We start from the raw sequence: 17,352 nt of genomic DNA, 5'->3' as shown, positions 1-17,352 counted from the left end.
GGAGTAATAAAATGAGTATTTTCAAAAAGATAATGACGGCTATCCGTGGTGGTGCATCTGAAGTAGGTGAATCGATTGTAGATGCAAATGCTACTCGTATTTTCGAACAAGAAATTCGCGATGCTGAAAACCATTTAACTAAAGCTAAACGTGACCTTACCGGTGTTATGGCACAGCAAATGGCTTCAAGCCGTGAAGTAGACCGCGTTAAACGTGAAATTACTGAGCACGAAGGCTACGCAGTTCAAGCATTAGAGAAAGGCGACGAAACATTAGCCTTAGCAGTTGCAGAAAAAATTGCTGCTTTAGAAAGCGAATTAGCTACTCAACAGCAATCTTTAGATAGTTTTGAAGGTAGCGCGAATCGCTTAAAAGACTTAGTGAAGAAAAGTGAGCGTCAAGTAGCTGAATACAAGCGTCAACTTTCTATGGTAAAAACTACTGAAAGTGTGCAAAAAGCAACATCAGCTATTACTGATAACTTCTCTTCAAGTAACTCTAAGTTATTAAGTGCTAAAGATTCTTTAGAGCGCATTAAAGCTAAACAGCAAAAATTTGATGACCAAATGAAAGCTGCGGAAGTATTAGAGTCTGAAAATTCTGATAACTCGCTTGAAGCTAAGTTAAAAGAAGCAGGCATTGGTGCAACTGACGCAAGCGCAAGTTCAGTTCTTGATCGTTTAAAAGCGAAACAAAAATAGACTTTAGTCGCTTTATAGCAATAGACTAAAAAGATACTGACTCAATCGCTTGTTATGCAAATAACAAGCGATTTTTATGGTGATAAATATGAGCTTTTTAAAAAACATTTTTAAAAAAGAAGCAGAAGTAGAACGTAAATTAACACACGCTAATCAACTCAAAAAAAACGATATTATTGTACTTAGCGATAGCTTTGGGTTACCTGAAACGTTACGTGGTCAAGAGTTTCAAGTATCAGCTATTAACTGTTACGAATACGAAAGCAAAACCGAAACGGAATGGGTACTAAAAGGCACTAACAACACTCAAATTTATCTTACCCTAGATATTGATGATGAAACCTACCTTAAATTCTCTTTAAAAATAGAACGTAATGACGTTGAAACACTTTTCAATTTAGATGATTTTGCCACAATCTTTGACGAACCGGGTAATGCCTTTTTGGAAAGACAAGCTGATTCAGATAGCACATCTCAGTGGAGTAGCGATCAATATCAACAACAAACCTATTCACAAGTTGGCTATTTTCACCGAAAGGATAATCGAGTAGAATCTCTTTCATCGTATGAAGGGAAAGACGCTGGCGAGCAATTTGAGCTATACGCATTATTCGATAAAGAAGATACCAGAGGTATTGATATCGAAGTATGGCAAGACGGCGATACTGAAGTGTTTTTAACTTTGTTTAGACCAACAACCGATATTATTGACATGTATCCAGGAAGTTAACACGTGGCGCGTAAAATACTCGAAAAATGGGAATCATCTGTTAAAGTAGTTAAAGCCGTTCAAGTGGCTTTTGACATGGATGAAAAAATTCAACTAGCTATTAGAAAAGAAGCCTTAGAAGCAGGTTTAAGCCCTTCTGATCAAATACGTGACATTCTAGGTTTACCTACAAGTAAACGTCCTAAACGCCCTCGTTTAACGGTAAGTTTAGCGCCCGCTGATTACGAACTTCTTGCTGAAAAATACAACTTATCACCAGATCAACAATTAGACATTAAAAAGAAATTGATGGACGATTTGATACAACACGTTAATGATGAAAAATAATAGCCATTTAAAGCTTTGTTAAAATAAGAATAAGGAGATGAACGGTGTTAATATTTGAATCCGTTATGGAAAAAACACACTTGTATAAAGTAGATGATTTTGGTGTTAAAAATTACAATTTTTTAGTGTTAACCTGTTTTCTATTTTTAGTCATGGCGTGTCTCACCCTATCTCTCGGTCATATCACCTATATTTTTGAAATAGAAAACGCTAACTCCCCTGTAAAAACTTATGGTGATGCTATATGGCTAATGGTTATGTCGGCCTCAACCATAGGTTTTGGAGATGTTTATCCTATTACCACCATGGGGCGTATCGCTGTATATACAATGTTTTTACTTGGTGTAGGTACATTAGGTACGTTAGGTGCTATTTTCGCTAATCGCATTTTTGGATTTGCAGATACCAATATTAAAAACAGAGAACTACGTAAACAAAATGCGGATATTTACGCTAAATTATTAGAGCTTGAAAAGAAAATTGATGAAATGAATAAACCTTAGGCTTCATTTCATCAAATCATGAGGAATGCAGGGAAATAATCAAAGAATACAGGAAAGTTATTTCCCCGCAGCAAAGTCGACTAACATTTTGCCCGACATTCGATAACCTACCCATTCATCTTGTGAAACAGCACCAATAGACTCGTAAAAATCACGCGAAGGTTTATTCCAATCTAAACAACTCCACTCAAAACGGCCACAACCTTTTTCTAAGGCTATTTGTGCCATTTTCTGCAACAGTAACTTGCCAGCGCCTTTACCTCTATACTCTTGAGATACATATAAATCTTCAAGATATAAACCCGGTTTTGCTAACCACGTTGAGTAGTTATAAAAATAAATAGCAATGCCTATGGCTTTACCTTCAAGCTCACAAATTAAGGCATTTACATGGCTACCTTCAGTAAATATAGACTCTGCTATCGTTTGCTCTGTGGCTAGTACTTCATGTTCAGCTTTTTCATATATAGCTAATTCACGAATGAAATATAAAATTGTTGCTGCATCACCCTTTACAGCTGTTCGTATTGATAAAGAGCTCACGTTATTCTCCTTGTTGAATAGTATTAAATATTAGGTATATACTTTTTAAAAATGATACAAGTATTTAGTCCACCAAAAGCAAAAGAGTTACTCATTGCGTAATTAATGGTATGAGGCTTAGCTCGGTTAGGAACATAGTCTAAATTACATTCATCATCATTTTCTTCAAAATTTTGAGTTGGTGGACATTGCTGTTTTTCTATCGCTAAAATACTGGCAATACTTTCTAATGCTGCGCCAGCACCTAACACGTGACCGTGAATCGCTTTAGTTGAAGACACTTTTAACTGAAGTGCATGCGCTTTAAATACTTGATGGATCGCATAGGTTTCTGTTTTGTCATTTTGCTTAGTACCTGAGCCATGAGCATTTATATAAGCAATATCTGACGGCTGAATGTTGGCATCTTGAAGGGCTGAATTCATCGCCATTTCAGCGCCTTCAGCCAATGGCTGTATCATATTGTGCGCGTCAGAGCTCATACCTACACCAACAATTTCACCATAGATATCGGCACCACGTGCTATTGCATGGTCTAACGTTTCTAATACTAAGGTCGCTGCGCCCTCCCCTATAACTAAACCACTTCGATTCGCTGAAAAAGGACGACATGTGTCGTGAGATAACACGCGTAATCCGTCCCAAGCATGAAAATTACCTGAAGTGATACAAGCTTCAGCTCCACCTGTTATTGCAACATCTACCATATTACTGCGTAGCATTAGTACAGACATGATCAACGCATGTCCTGAAGATGAGCAAGCCGATGAAGTAGTAAACGCGGGGCCTTTAATCCCATACTTCATTGAAATATGGCTAGTGGCTGAACTCGGTAATAATTTAGGTACAGTAAAAGGATGAGCACGCTTTTTGTCTGATTCAAACAACAATGAATACGACTGTTCAATAGTTTCTTGTCCGCCAATACTGGTACCGTGTACAACACAAGTACGTTGAGCTAACGGGCTATCATTAAAAGCGAGTTTCGATTGTGTTATTGCTTCATCAGTGGCCAGTAAAGCAAATTGAGTAAAACGATCAAAATGTTTTAACTCTGCTTTTGAAAAGTTCTTGGCTGGATCATAATGTTTAACTTCTGCCGCCATTGATACATGATGAGGCTCAGGCGTAAATAAGCTAATAGGTGCAATTGTATTTATCAGGTTATTGTTGTTTTCAAAAAGGTATTCGCTAAAGCGACTAACATTATTACCCGCGGCTGAAATAGCGCCCATACCTGTAACAACAATGCGTTTACTCATTATTATCGACTTTATTTTGAATATTCTGTTGAACAAGGCTTTCAACCAAAATAACCACATCATCAAGGCTAGATAAATTAAAACCTTGCTGTTCTAATTCATTCTCACTAGGAATGTTAATATCAAAAGCTTCCTCCAGATCAAAAATAATTTCAACCAACGAGAGCGAATCAATTCCAATACTATCTAACGAATCACTATGGGAAACCTGCTTCAAATCTTCAGTAGTATATTCAGAAACAATATCGATGATTTTAGCTTTAGTAAGTGAGCTAACGTTACTTGTGTTCATTGCTTAATTTAACCTTTTTCCAGTCGACAATTAATGATAATAAGGTGATGAGTATAAAAATAACTTTACTCGTATTAGGATATTTTTGATAAAACGACTCTATATCTTTTATGTAAACCTGAGTGATTGAAATAGCTTGTTTATTCGACTCAATAAGAGAACCTTCTACGATCTGTCCTTGCGCATTTATAATACTGCTGATCCCTGTATTAGTCGCTCTTACTAACGGTGTTCTATATTCAATGGTACGAAATAATGACAAGGCTAAATGTACATTAACACCGGCGGTATTAGCGAACCAAGCATCGTTAACGGTATTAATCATTAAACTATTAAGAGTATTGATACTTTTACCAACCAAATCTGTAAAAATGGCTTCATAACAAATTAAAGGGATAATATTAATCGTATTATTATTTATCAACAAAGGTAATGTTTGGGAGTGTTCGCCTGACTTGTAATTAGGCGCATAAGGTAACATTTTACGTAACCATGGCAGTTGTTTTTCAAAGGGTAGATACTCCCCTATAGGCAATAACTTCTGTTTTTGGTAGCGTGACGTTACTTGATTATCTTGTATTAATTCAATGGTATTAAAGTAGCCATTATTCTCATTTAAGGTTTTATTTATAGGTTCGATCGCTGTTAATAATAAAGGTGTGTTACCTATAGCTTCATTAAATAATTTTTTATCATAATCAAAAAACTCAAAAGACAATGGCACTGGCACTTCAGGAAAAATGATTAAATCGGGTTTATTTGATAATAGGTTATCAGAGTGTTGTTCTGACAATGTTTGATGAATAAGCGTTTGCAATGGCTTAGCTACGGTTAACCAGTCATCTCGTGTTCTCAGTTTTACATCTATATTAGGTTGCACCATTGCTATAATTAATTGATTGCTATGATGCCTTTTAACCTCTTGTTCAATCAATGCCGACTGAACAAATCCGTATAACAAGTTCCCCATAAAAAACAGCAATGCCACGCCTAGGTACTGTAAGCTTTTTTGCTTATTACGTTTTCGTTCAATCAAACACCCTGCAAGTAAAAAACTAACAGCGTGAATAATAAAAAAAACAAGCCCAACACCACCAATATCAGCAAGCTGTATTTGCATAGGCGACAAATATAATGAATGAACAATATTACCGGGCAGAATATGAGGAATATAATTAACAAGCACTGTAAACAAACATGCTGCTTTAAGTGCACCGAAAACACTCTCATTCCACTTTAAAGCGACATAAAACCATGCGCCAATAGCATAAGGCAAAGCGCAAGCAACACAGAACAGAAAAACAAAAGGAATAATTAAATTAGCATGGCTATAGGTAATATCTGCAATACCAGGAATCACCCACCAAATACTACAAAACCAACCAAAGGTGGCCGCTAATAAAGCTAAAGTAAAAGCATAATTAGGTTTAGCGCCATACAAAGCAAAAAGTGTGGGAACTATAGCAATCCAAGCTAAAAAACCATACCCACCACTAGGAAAAGCTAAATAAAATAGCCCTACAGTTAAGAATACTAGAAGTAAATCAAAAGCTTGTTTTTGATTTTTCATTTGAAGAAATAATAATCCAATAAACAGATTATTTATTTTTAAATTTATAAACTAAAGCAATTACCGCAACAAGTACTACATGAAACAATGGATGCATGTAAGGTACACTTGCGCTACTTCCTCCTCCCCCTGTTCCTCCGCCTCCACCCACGGCCAAAACAGGGTGAGAGACAAACAAAACGAACATCATAAAAAATATAACAACAACTTTATTAAACATTTTCTACCTTTGCTTTATCTGCTCTGTTGAGCTTCGAGTTTCATACTTTTCTGCCAGCAAATTCATTAAAAAGAAAAGTGCTAATGCAGAAGTAAAATTAACTAACTGCCATATGTATAAATGGTAAAGTTCAAATTGATTTATTGGGTGCTTAATTTCATTAAATAAGTGAACAATTCTAATAATATTTTCAATTTGGATCAAAAAACATGCACTAATCGCCATTAATATTTTTAAACGCCACCTATACTGCAAGGCAAAAATGGCAGCCCATAACGTAGCAATTAACGATAATGCCGTACATTGATGGTCAACTATCACAAACCTTTGCGTATTAGCATGAATAAGTTTGTTATCCGTAACACTTATATTATCTAAAAAAAAGCTCCCTAAATAACCTGCCGCTTCAGCAAGATAGCTTTGAATAAAAAACGCAAGCCTAGTACTCTCATCAATCCACCAAACAAACAGCTGTAGTAATAGTACCCAAACCATAAATGCCCGAAAAAAAGATAATAACGGCTTGTTCATTGATTTAGCTTACGTTTTTTATAACGGTACAAATAATTACAACCAATAAGGTACAAGAGACATTGCGCTATGTTTAGAATGATCTAAAGCGTGTAATAAATTGTCTACCTTACTTTTTTGCCAATTCATTAATTTGGCCGGTTGCTCAGGTAAACGTTGAAGTTGTTGTTGAATAAGCCATAACACTTGTAACTCTGTAATACCTTCTCGAATATCTAACCAAGGCGCTCTGTATTTACTTCGCTCTTCTTCGTTAAATAATCCAGCAAACCAAATTCCTGTATGCAAACTAATATTGAGTAACGGACTTTGCTCTAAATACTGCTCGCTCGTTAAAGACTTAGCCTCAGGCATTGCCTTAACTAAATCATCTAAACTTTTTGATAACTGATTAGTCGCAAAAGTTAGTATATTTATATTGGCTGCGCTGCTAGAAAATAGCTTCTGATTTGGCATCAAAAGTTTAAGAATAGTAAGTTGTAATTGATTAAATCGCTGAGAATGAAAAACTTGTTTTACTTCATCTATATTAGGGAACCTTCTTTTTTCTAACTTCAACTCAGTAATAAGTTCAGTACTGTAATCAAGCTTTTTCCGGTAGTTACCTGTTTTATTAACTATTTCTTTTAAGTAAATAAGATGTTCAACCCATGAAAAAACACCAACAAAATAAGCTATTTCATTTTTAATTTCAGCTAGCTCTTCTAATAAATGTTCTTCAAAAAAGATAAAACCATGTTCCATCAAGGCTAACGTGTCTTTAATTACCGCTAAATCAGATAAAGCCGGCTCATCTATATAATGCTCTACTGATTTTTGTAAATGATTAAGGGCAGAAGTTAAACCAGTCAGAAAAGCTTCGCTAATATTTTCATTTTGATTTAACGGTAACAAAGCCAGCGGAGAGCATACTAGCGTGGTTTTGGCTTCGTTCCACAATCCATAACCTCTCGCGGCTTTACTGTTTAGACCGGGCCTCAGTTCGAGTTCAGTTAAAAATAATTCAGCTAAGTCAAACAATTCAGATAGCTCACCTCGAACCAGCTCTAATTCAATTTCACAAATAGGATCAACTAATCCGTTACTTGTTACTTCCCCCTGATCAAAAACAACCTCTACTACGCCACCTTTTGCTGTATTAATCAGCCATATGTGTCGTTCAAAGTCTGTAGAAAATAATGAAACTAATTGCTTTTGGATGTTTTCAAGGTTTTGGGTTGATTTCCAAATTTCAGTAGGAAATAAGTCAAGTTGAGGCTGCTTAACCGTAATAGGTACATTGAACTCAGGCCTCTGCTGCAAACCACCTATCAGCTTACCCGCTGTTTTAATAGTTTGTTCTAGCATTCCGTCTTTTTCACGAATGCGTAAGCCCATGTCATGTTTTCTTAAATTTAAATCTGGCGTATCAAAATAGCAGTTACCCAATTGAGTAACGCTTTCAATATAGTCAATCTTCTGTTTTGATAATAAGGTTGAAATGATTTCTGTTGTGTTATCGCTAAAAACTAAATATTTTAGCTCTATCTCTATCGCCATGATGTCTCAAGTTAAGTATTTATAATCGCTATATTAATTTTCTACGTTAAGTAATTAATCATATAACTCATGAACTCCCTACAATACAAAAGCTCGTACTTATAGGCAATCTTTTTCAACATTATGCTCTCATCTTAAACAACTAAATTACACATATTTAAGCTGTTTAAGCATGTATACACAAAATATACAGAAATAGAGCAAAAATAATTGCCTTTCTACTTGCTATCAAAGATGCAAACCCCTAATATTTTCAGTCATTCTCGATTACTTAAGCATTTGGTTACCGCATGACATTGTTAAGAACTTTTTTTACCTGTTTATTATTTATTCTTTCTTCAAGTGTGTACTCGCAAGAAAATACGACTGTAGGATATATTTCTGACGAACTCCCTATATTTGTTCACTCTGGGCCTGGTAAAAACTACCGCATTTTAGGCACAGTAACCTCAGGTGCTGAAGTTCAAATCACAGGTAACAACAGTAACGAATATTCAGAAGTTATTGATGAAAAAGGGAGAACTGTTTGGTTAGAAAGCCAATACGTTTCAACGAAAGCAGGACTTCGAGTGGTTATTGCTCAACTCAATGCCAAATTAGCCGACCTAGAAAGTAATGCGGGTTCAGTTACAGAGAGTCTTTTACGTGCAAACAAAAATGTTGACCGATTAAGCAGTGAAAAAACTCAACTTAATAACGAAATTTCAGTACTTAACAAAAGCCTCAGTGAAGTACAGCTCAAACTAAAAGATCAAGATACCAACATACAAAAAGAATGGTTTTTTAATGGTGCTATCGTTTTATGTATTGGCTTAGTTTTAGGCTTGATTCTTCCTCGACTTTCTTCAAATAAAAAAAGTAGCATGAATAGCTGGAAGTAACATTTCAAAACAATTTATTATTTTATTCATATTATCCTCCTAAGATAGAATACAGCTCACAAATACTGTATTCTATTCTTCTTCAAGTTTAGGCTTTTAAATACATTCTCTTCATCTTCAATAACTTAAAGACTACTAAAAAATTGAAAAAATACATTTATCTTTTAGCTTTATTCTCTCTGCCTAGCTTTGCAGAACCTTGGGTAGATACATCAAATATATTTCTTCGAGCTAACATTCAACACTTAGCAGATTTAGGCATGATCAAAACACCAACAACCACATATCCCTTAATGTGGATAAATATTGTTAATGATCTCAAAAAAGCACCAATAACTGCTTTAGATGAAAAAGCACAAAGCTCTTACAACTATGTAATGCATCAATTTAAGCTAGCAAAAAACAATCAAAAAACTATAGAACTAAATACATCATTAAAAGACAAACGTTTTACTAGCTTTGGTGATAGCTTTCGTGAAAAAAACAATATTGGTATTCGCACTTCATGGATGACCGACTCATTCGCTTTAAACTTGTCAACAAGCTACAACCATTCAGATGACGGAAAAATAAGATATGACGGCAGTTATATTGCAACTTTTGTCGGAAACTGGGTTGCGACAATAGGCATGCAAGATCGTTGGTGGGGAAATGGTTGGGACAGTAATTTAAGTCTTACAAATAATGCGAGACCTATGCCTACAATTTCCTTAACCAGAAAAGAGTCTCTCCCATTTATTATACCTTTTACTGATTATGGCATTCCTTGGACAGTAACTTCTTTCATGGGCATGATGGACGATGACAGAGTTATTAAAGACACTTTATTATGGGGATTTAGATTAAATTTCAAACCTTTTGATAACCTAGAAATAGGCATAACTCGACTCGCTCAATGGGGTGGAGAAGGACGACCTAAAGACGCATCAACCTTTTGGAATGTGTTAATAGGTAAAGATAATTGTGGCGCTGGAGGACTTGATTGTTCTGGAGAGGTTTCACAAGAGCCGGGAAATCAACAAGCAGGATATGACTTACGTTACACTTTTAACGCATTTGATACGCCATTTTCCCTTTACGGACAATACTACGCTGAAGATGGCGACAATCATTCTTCATTTGGCTTTTTAACAGAGCCTGTAACTCTTATTGGTTTAGATACTCATATTCGACCTTTCAACAAACCTTCAACTATGTATTTTGAGTTTAGTGATACCTACGCTGACTGCACGGATACAAACAATATTGACACAGGTGATTGCTTCAATGAGCATCACACCTATGCAACGGGTATGCGCTATGAACAAAGAACTATAGGTCATATATACGATAACGATGCTAAAGCAATGGTATTAGGTATTATCTCTGAATTACAAACCGATACTCATATGGAATTGAAATTGCGAAAATTATCGTTAAACTACGACAATTCAGACAAAGCACCTAGTAATCCTATCGTTGGTAATCCATTAACAGCAATAGCAGAAGATATGATTACACTTTCAGCTAAAATACAACATAGCTATAGAAATTGGCGATTTACACTTGGGAGTGAGTACAGCCAATCGTCTTTTGATAATGATATTTCTGATGATAGTGACTTTAATGCATTTTTAAATATTGAATACAATTTATAATTTAATAAAGTTAATCGTTATTTCATATTCCTATTTAAACTACTTTTTTATTATTTATTGTTTGACTATATATGTATAAATTTGATACTAATAACCCAATTAAAAAACGCATTAAACGTTAACAGATTATTTTTAAGACATTTAACCAAATATAATATGCAAAATATAAATTTTTCATTAAACAGCTTACTTCTCCTCGTATGTAAAATACGCGGATGGTCTATTATTGTTTAAAATTTATAAAGAATAAATATCAAACCCGCGCTATAATTCGCGGGTTTTTTTTTGCCCGCGTACTTAAGTGTATAACCGCCAAGGACATAACCATGAATGACAAAGTAATAATATTTGATACGACCTTAAGAGACGGCGAGCAGGCATTAACTGCGAGTTTATCAGTAAACGAAAAAATCCAAATAGCCCAAGCGTTAGAGCGCTTAGGTGTAGATATTATTGAAGCGGGGTTTCCTGTATCTTCACCGGGTGATTTTCACTCAGTACAAGAAATTGCTCGTACAGTTAAGAACTCTATTGTTTGTGGTTTATCACGAGCAGTTGAAGCTGATATTCAAGCGTGTGCTGATTCAATGAGCGTTGCAGAACAGTTTAGAATCCATACATTTATCTCAACCTCTGATGTTCACGTACAACAAAAATTACGTAAAGGTTTTGATGATGTAGAAGCCATGGCGCTTCATGCGATTAAATATGCACGTAACCTTACCGATGATGTTGAATTTTCTTGTGAAGATGCTGGCCGTACACCAATCGATAACTTATGTCGCATGGTTGAAAATGCTATTAAAGCAGGCGCTTCAACTATCAATATTCCTGATACTGTAGGTTACACTTTACCTAACGAATTTGGTGGAATTATCACACAATTATTCAACCGTGTTCCTAATATTGATCAAGCTGTAATTTCAGTACACTGCCATAACGATTTAGGTTTAGCGGTAGCTAACTCAATTTCTGCGGTACAAGCTGGTGCCCGTCAAATTGAATGTACTATCAATGGCATTGGTGAACGTGCAGGTAACTGTTCATTAGAAGAAATTGCGATGATCATGAAAACTCGTCAAGATTTAATGAATGTTCATACCAATATTAACCATCAAGAGATCGCTCGTACCTCTAAGCTAGTTAGCCATTTATGTAACATGCCAATACAGCCAAATAAGGCTATTGTGGGCAGTAACGCTTTTAGTCATTCTTCAGGTATTCATCAAGACGGTATGTTAAAAGCGTCTAACACCTACGAAATTATGACTCCTGAAAGTGTCGGCATCAGCAAAACCAAATTAAACTTAACCTCTCGAAGTGGTCGCCATGTGATTAAACACAGAATGGGTACATTAGGCTACAACGAAGACGATTTCGACATTGAAGCATTGTATGAAGATTTCTTAAAATTGGCAGACAAAAAAGGCCAAGTATTTGATGATGATTTAGAAGCATTATTGTTTAATATTCAACAACAAGACAGCCAAGAACATTACGAAATTCTAAACATTAATGTTCAATCAGGTAGTGGTGAATTTGCAACAGCTGGCGTTAAATTAAGTGTAGGAGATAAAATCCAAACAGAATCGGCTACCGGTAATGGTCCTGTTGATGCGTTGTATCAAGCCATTAAAAAAGCCGTAGATGAAGAAATTGAAGTTGCTGATTATAAAATATCCAATAAAGGTGCAGGTGAAGACGGCTTAGGTGTAGCTAATTTAGTGGTAAAATGGCAAGAGCGTAACTTTCATGGTTATGGCATTGCTACTGATGTTATTGAAGCGTCAGGACAAGCATTGATATCTGCACTAAACGCAATTCAACGCGCAAAACACATAGCAGCCTTACGTGAAGAACGTAAAGCTAACAAGTAAAAATATTGAGAGTATTTAAAACGAACTTACTCAAACATTAAGCACAACAATGCCGTAGTAAGTTCACAAATTAAGTAAAAATAAAGTAGGTAAAAAATGTCTAACATAGCAATATTAGCTGGTGACGGTATCGGCCCAGAAGTCATGGCAGAAGCAAAGAAAGTATTAGCAACCGTTGCTGAAAAATTTAATTTCGACCTTACCTTGAACGATTATAATGTGGGTGGCTATGCTATCGACAATGACGGTCAAGCACTTCCCAAAAGTACTATTGAAGGGTGTGAAAAAGCTGACGCTATTTTATTCGGCTCTGTAGGTGGTCCTAAATGGGCAAACTTACCTTCTGCTGAACAACCAGAACGCGCTTCATTATTAGGTTTACGTGGCCATTTCGGTTTGTTCTGTAATATGCGCCCTGCTAGCTTAATTTCTGCTATGTCGCATCTTTCACCTTTACGTGCTGATATTTCAGGCACAGGTTTTGACATTCTAGTTATGCGTGAATTAACCGGTGGCATTTACTTTGGTGAACCTAAAGGTCGTGCTGGCGAAGCCGGTAGTGAAGACGAATACGGTTACGACACTATGGTGTATTCGCGTAAAGAAATACGTCGTATTGCTCACTTAGCTTTTAAAGCAGCGCAAAAACGTAATAACAAAGTAACATCTATTGATAAATCAAACGTATTACAAGCTTCAGTATTGTGGCGCGAAGTGGTATTAGATGTTGCTAAAGAATACCCTGACGTTGCATTAGACCATATGTACGTTGATAACGCCGCTATGCAATTAGTTAAAAACCCGGCACAGTTTGACGTAATGCTTTGTTCTAACCTTTTTGGTGATATTTTGTCAGACATTTGCGCAATGATCACAGGCTCTATGGGGCTTTTACCTTCGGCAAGCTTAAACGAAGAAGGTTTTGGTATGTACGAACCAGCAGGCGGTAGTGCTCCTGATATCGCAGGAAAAGGTATTGCTAACCCGATTGCACAAATTCTTTCTGCTGCACTTATGCTACGTTATAGCCTTAACCAAGGTGATGCTGCACAAGCTATCGAAAAAGCCGTATCAAAAGCATTAGACGACGGCTACTTAACCGGTGATTTATTAACACCTGAAAGTACAGCTACAGCAAAAACTACCGCGGAGATGGGTGAAATCATCTGCGCTAACATTAAGGAGCAGTAATCATGGCAACTACTTTATACGAAAAATTATATTTTCAACATTTAGTTGAAAGCAAAGAAGGTGAAACACCACTTTTATATGTAGATCGTCATCTAATTCATGAAGTGACTACTCCACAAGCTTTCGCTAACTTAAAATTTCATAACCGCGTTGTTCGTCGTCCTCAGCAAACCATAGCAACAATGGATCACAACATATCAACGCGTAAAGCTGATATTGATGCTGCTGGTCCTGCGGGCGCTAACCAGTTACGAACTTTAGAAGAAAACTGTAAAGAGTTCGGCATCAAACTTTTTGGTATGGGCCATAAAAACCAAGGTATTGTTCATGTAATGGGGCCTGAGTTAGGTATTACTCAACCAGGTCAAATTATTGTATGTGGTGATTCGCATACAGCAACACATGGTGCTTTTGGCGCATTAGCTTTTGGTATTGGTACTTCAGAAGTTGAACATGTATTAGCGACTCAAACACTACGTCAAAACCGTGCTAAAAGCATGAAAATTGAAGTAACAGGTAAAGTAGGCAAAGGTATTAGCGCTAAAGATATTATTTTAGCCATTATTGGTAAAACCGGTTCAGCAGGTGCAACGGGCTATGTTGTTGAATACTGTGGTGAAGCTATTGAAGCATTAACCATGGAAGAGCGTATGACCATTTGTAACATGAGTATTGAATTCGGTGCTAAAGCTGGCTTAATAGCTCCAGATCAAACAACATTTGATTACTTACAACATAAAGAATACGCGCCGAAACTAGACGATTGGGATGAGGCTGTCGCTTATTGGAAAACATTAAAAACAGATGATAATGCAACATTTGATCATGTATTAACCTTAAAAGGTGAAGACATCAAGTCACAAATGACTTGGGGGACAACTCCAGGACAAGTAACATCGATTGATTCTGTTGTTCCATCTCCTGACGACTTTTCTGACCCTGTTGAAAAAGAATCTTGTGTTAAAGCATTAAAATACATGGGATTAACTGCAGGTACTAAATTAACAGATGTCACCGTTAATAAAGTATTTATAGGCTCTTGTACTAACTCACGTATTGAAGATTTACGCGCTGCAGCCAGTATCGTTAGCGATTACGCGAAACAGAATAAAAAAGTATCTGATACTGTTGATGCTATTGTTGTACCGGGTTCATACCGCGTAAAAGCACAAGCAGAAGAAGAAGGTTTATCACAAATATTTATTGATGCGGGTTTTGAATGGCGCTTACCCGGTTGTTCAATGTGTTTAGGTATGAATGATGACCGTTTAGAGCCTGGTGATCGCTGTGCTTCTACATCAAACCGAAACTTTGAAGGCCGCCAAGGTCGTGATAGTCGTACTCATTTAGTTAGCCCTGAAGTTGCAGCGGCTGCCGCAATTGAAGGTCGCTTTGTTGACCTTAATGCTAAATAGGAGCAAATAATGGAAAAATTTACATCACATACAGGTTTAGTTGCTCCGTTAGATATGGCTAACGTAGATACCGACCAAATTATCCCAAAACAATTTTTACAAAAAACAGAACGTATAGGTTTTGGTCAGCATTTATTTAATGATTGGCGTTATTTAGACAATAACGGCACACAAGAAAATCCTGAGTTTGTTTTAAACTACCCGCAATATAAAGGGGCGAGTATATTATTAACACGTGAAAACTTTGGTTGTGGTTCAAGTCGAGAGCATGCTCCATGGGCATTACAAGAATTTGGTTTTGATGTAATTATCGCACCAAGTTTTGCTGACATCTTTTACGGTAACTGCATCAACATAGGCATTGTGCCAGTTAAATTAACTGATGATGAAATTCAGCAGTTATTTGAAGCAGCAGAAGCTAACAACATCAATATTACGGTTGATCTTCCTAGCCAAAGTGTTTCATGTGGCGATTTAACTTTTAACTTTCAGATGAATACATTCCACAAGTATTGCTTAGCTGAAGGTGTTGATAGTGTTGGCTGGACATTAAACAAAATAGACATGATTGAAGACTTTGAGTCTAAACGTCCAAGCTGGGCTTAATAACAATTCCAATGATTAATTAGCTTAGAAAATAAGAGTAATACCCTACAAATAAATAAAGGCAACGTTCATTTATAATGATACGTTGCCTTTTTACAATAACCTGATACATATAATAATTCCCTATTTTTCCTCAACTAAATTACAACAGTAATTCCATCACAAAAATATCAATCATGAACTATAATTGACCTAATAATTAATTTATTATGAATTGACCTATTTATTAATAAGATTCGTTTCATAATAACTAAAACGTTTTAATTAGGATTTTAAATGTCAAACTCAGATAGTGTGTTAGAAAAACAAAAAAAAATCCCCTTAAGCCAATTAAAAATTGGTATGTATGTTTTATCTATTTTTACTAAAAATAAAGATGTTAATATCAAATCTGAAGGCTACATATTAAAAGAGTCGAGTATTGAGCAACTGAAAAAATCTCATGTTAACTACGTAGTAATAGATCCATCTAGAACCAAACAAGATGAAGAAAAAAACAAGAATAACATTGCCTCATCTGAAGTAACGTCACCCCAAAAAGTTATTAAAGAATCGACAACTTCTCTCGATACCGAAATAAAAACAGCTAACAAGCTTTATCACAACGCCAAACTCTTACAAGAAAAAATATTACACGATATTACGTTAAATAAAGTTATAGATACTGATGCAGTTCAAGAAAGTACAAACGCAATTGTTGATTCAATATTTAGAAATCAAGACGCCCTCTCTTGTATGTCTCGTTTAAGGTTTAAAGGTGACTATCTAGTTGAGCACTCGCTTAATGTTTCGATACTAATGACTATACTTTGCAAGCACATGAATATAGAACGTAAAGTGATGGAAGAATTAGCTTTAGGAGCATTTTTACATGATATTGGTAAGGTACTTATTCCTGATAATATATTAAATAAACCTGGGAGATTTACTGACGAAGAATACGAAATAATGAAAACTCATGTATTACTGGGTGTAAAGGTACTTGAAGACACACCAAACCTTCCAGATATCGTTATGTCAGTGGTTAAAGAGCATCATGAACGTTTAGATGGCAAAGGCTACCCATACAAACTCGCAGCTAAAGAAATATCTGTTTATGGACGAATGATAGCTATTGTTGACAGTTACGACGCTATGACAGCAGAACGAGTTTATAAAGCAGGAATGCATCCAATAAAAGCGTTTAAAATTCTGATTAGTGAGTCGCCGAATAGTTATGATAAAGCATTAGTAGAGCAGTTTATTCAATGTTTAGGACTTTACCCTATAGGTACCCTAGTAAAATTAAACAGTGGTAAGGTTGGGCTAATCAGTCAGCTAAATAAAAACAAACCACTTAATCCTTTTGTACGTGTTTTTTACAATACTCGTTTAAATCAAGTCATAACAATGGAAGAGTTAGATTTAAGTAAACCCAAATACAACGACCAAATAGAAAGTTGTGTTAAGCCTGAAGAATTTAATTTAGATCTGATGAAGTTTTTCAAAAATGCTTTTATTGATTAGTGCTTTATTGGCAGGCTCCAA

The 17,352-nt window shown here is 35.8% G+C and carries 18 protein-coding genes; 11 read left to right on the top strand and 7 right to left on the bottom strand.

Going from position 1 to position 17,352, the window contains the following annotated elements:
* Window positions 1–11 precede the first annotated feature (11 nt).
* From AC0L5Q_RS17175 to AC0L5Q_RS17160, 4 genes are all read left to right on the top strand, one after another.
* On the top strand, window positions 12–701 hold the full coding sequence (locus AC0L5Q_RS17175) for a PspA/IM30 family protein (protein ID WP_473612009.1): 690 nt from the start codon (window positions 12–14) through the stop codon (window positions 699–701).
* An 88-nt stretch (window positions 702–789) separates the two neighbouring features.
* Window positions 790–1,431, top strand: coding sequence for a hypothetical protein (locus AC0L5Q_RS17170; protein ID WP_473612005.1), 642 nt, complete (start codon window positions 790–792; stop codon window positions 1,429–1,431).
* A 3-nt stretch (window positions 1,432–1,434) separates the two neighbouring features.
* A complete protein-coding gene (locus AC0L5Q_RS17165) occupies window positions 1,435–1,758 on the top strand; it encodes a hypothetical protein (RefSeq protein ID WP_473612001.1) in 324 nt (107 codons plus the stop codon).
* A gap of 44 nt (window positions 1,759–1,802) precedes the next feature.
* Complete coding sequence (locus tag AC0L5Q_RS17160) at window positions 1,803–2,261, top strand: potassium channel family protein (RefSeq protein ID WP_473611997.1); 459 nt, start codon at window positions 1,803–1,805, stop codon at window positions 2,259–2,261.
* 57 nt (window positions 2,262–2,318) lie between these two features.
* Here the strand turns inward: AC0L5Q_RS17160 and AC0L5Q_RS17155 are convergent, their stop codons facing one another.
* The 7 genes from AC0L5Q_RS17155 to AC0L5Q_RS17125 are packed head-to-tail and all read right to left on the bottom strand — an operon-like array spanning window position 2,319 to window position 8,218.
* Complete coding sequence (locus AC0L5Q_RS17155; RefSeq protein WP_473611992.1) at window positions 2,319–2,804, bottom strand: GNAT family N-acetyltransferase; 486 nt, start codon at window positions 2,802–2,804, stop codon at window positions 2,319–2,321.
* Window positions 2,805–2,827: 23 nt separating this feature from the next.
* Window positions 2,828–4,066: a beta-ketoacyl-[acyl-carrier-protein] synthase family protein gene (locus AC0L5Q_RS17150; protein ID WP_473611988.1), complete on the bottom strand. Its 1,239-nt coding sequence runs from the start codon at window positions 4,064–4,066 to the stop codon at window positions 2,828–2,830.
* Window positions 4,059–4,358 (bottom strand): acyl carrier protein, encoded by a 300-nt coding sequence (locus AC0L5Q_RS17145; RefSeq protein WP_473611985.1) that lies wholly within the window; start codon window positions 4,356–4,358, stop codon window positions 4,059–4,061. Before AC0L5Q_RS17145 ends, AC0L5Q_RS17150 begins: the two co-directional genes overlap by 8 nt.
* Window positions 4,345–5,928 (bottom strand): apolipoprotein N-acyltransferase, encoded by a 1,584-nt coding sequence (gene lnt, locus AC0L5Q_RS17140; RefSeq protein WP_473611981.1) that lies wholly within the window; start codon window positions 5,926–5,928, stop codon window positions 4,345–4,347. Before lnt ends, AC0L5Q_RS17145 begins: the two co-directional genes overlap by 14 nt.
* Before the next feature lie 28 nt (window positions 5,929–5,956).
* The gene (locus AC0L5Q_RS17135; protein WP_473611977.1) at window positions 5,957–6,148 is read right to left on the bottom strand and encodes a hypothetical protein; all 192 of its coding nucleotides are present in this window, start codon (window positions 6,146–6,148) and stop codon (window positions 5,957–5,959) included.
* A 3-nt stretch (window positions 6,149–6,151) separates the two neighbouring features.
* Window positions 6,152–6,679, bottom strand: a complete 528-nt coding sequence (locus AC0L5Q_RS17130) for a hypothetical protein (RefSeq protein WP_473611973.1) — start codon at window positions 6,677–6,679, stop codon at window positions 6,152–6,154.
* 36 nt (window positions 6,680–6,715) lie between these two features.
* Entirely contained in the window at window positions 6,716–8,218 is a 1,503-nt protein-coding gene (locus AC0L5Q_RS17125) for a CYTH domain-containing protein (RefSeq protein WP_473611970.1), read from the bottom strand.
* Between the two features lie 290 nt (window positions 8,219–8,508).
* Here AC0L5Q_RS17125 and AC0L5Q_RS17120 point away from each other — a divergent pair, with 290 nt between their 5' ends.
* The 7 genes from AC0L5Q_RS17120 (at window position 8,509) to AC0L5Q_RS17090 (ending at window position 17,331) form a co-directional block, all read left to right on the top strand.
* Window positions 8,509–9,099 (top strand): TIGR04211 family SH3 domain-containing protein, encoded by a 591-nt coding sequence (locus AC0L5Q_RS17120; protein WP_473611966.1) that lies wholly within the window; start codon window positions 8,509–8,511, stop codon window positions 9,097–9,099.
* A gap of 143 nt (window positions 9,100–9,242) precedes the next feature.
* Window positions 9,243–10,736, top strand: coding sequence for a capsule assembly Wzi family protein (locus tag AC0L5Q_RS17115; RefSeq protein WP_473611962.1), 1,494 nt, complete (start codon window positions 9,243–9,245; stop codon window positions 10,734–10,736).
* Between the two features lie 326 nt (window positions 10,737–11,062).
* Window positions 11,063–12,613, top strand: coding sequence for a 2-isopropylmalate synthase (gene leuA / locus AC0L5Q_RS17110; protein WP_473611960.1), 1,551 nt, complete (start codon window positions 11,063–11,065; stop codon window positions 12,611–12,613).
* Window positions 12,614–12,709: 96 nt separating this feature from the next.
* The gene (leuB, locus tag AC0L5Q_RS17105) at window positions 12,710–13,804 is read left to right on the top strand and encodes a 3-isopropylmalate dehydrogenase (RefSeq protein ID WP_077341540.1); all 1,095 of its coding nucleotides are present in this window, start codon (window positions 12,710–12,712) and stop codon (window positions 13,802–13,804) included.
* A 2-nt stretch (window positions 13,805–13,806) separates the two neighbouring features.
* Window positions 13,807–15,219: a 3-isopropylmalate dehydratase large subunit gene (gene leuC / locus AC0L5Q_RS17100; protein ID WP_473611955.1), complete on the top strand. Its 1,413-nt coding sequence runs from the start codon at window positions 13,807–13,809 to the stop codon at window positions 15,217–15,219.
* Window positions 15,220–15,228: 9 nt separating this feature from the next.
* Window positions 15,229–15,825, top strand: a complete 597-nt coding sequence (gene leuD, locus AC0L5Q_RS17095) for a 3-isopropylmalate dehydratase small subunit (protein ID WP_473611951.1) — start codon at window positions 15,229–15,231, stop codon at window positions 15,823–15,825.
* A 276-nt stretch (window positions 15,826–16,101) separates the two neighbouring features.
* Entirely contained in the window at window positions 16,102–17,331 is a 1,230-nt protein-coding gene (locus tag AC0L5Q_RS17090; protein ID WP_473611947.1) for an HD-GYP domain-containing protein, read from the top strand.
* The last annotated feature ends 21 nt before the right edge of the window (window positions 17,332–17,352 follow it).

It is taken from the genome of Pseudocolwellia sp. G5-9 (genome assembly GCF_055808995.1).
The sequence above is the reverse complement of the archived record's forward strand: the minus strand, read 5'-3'. Positions and strand labels throughout refer to the sequence as shown.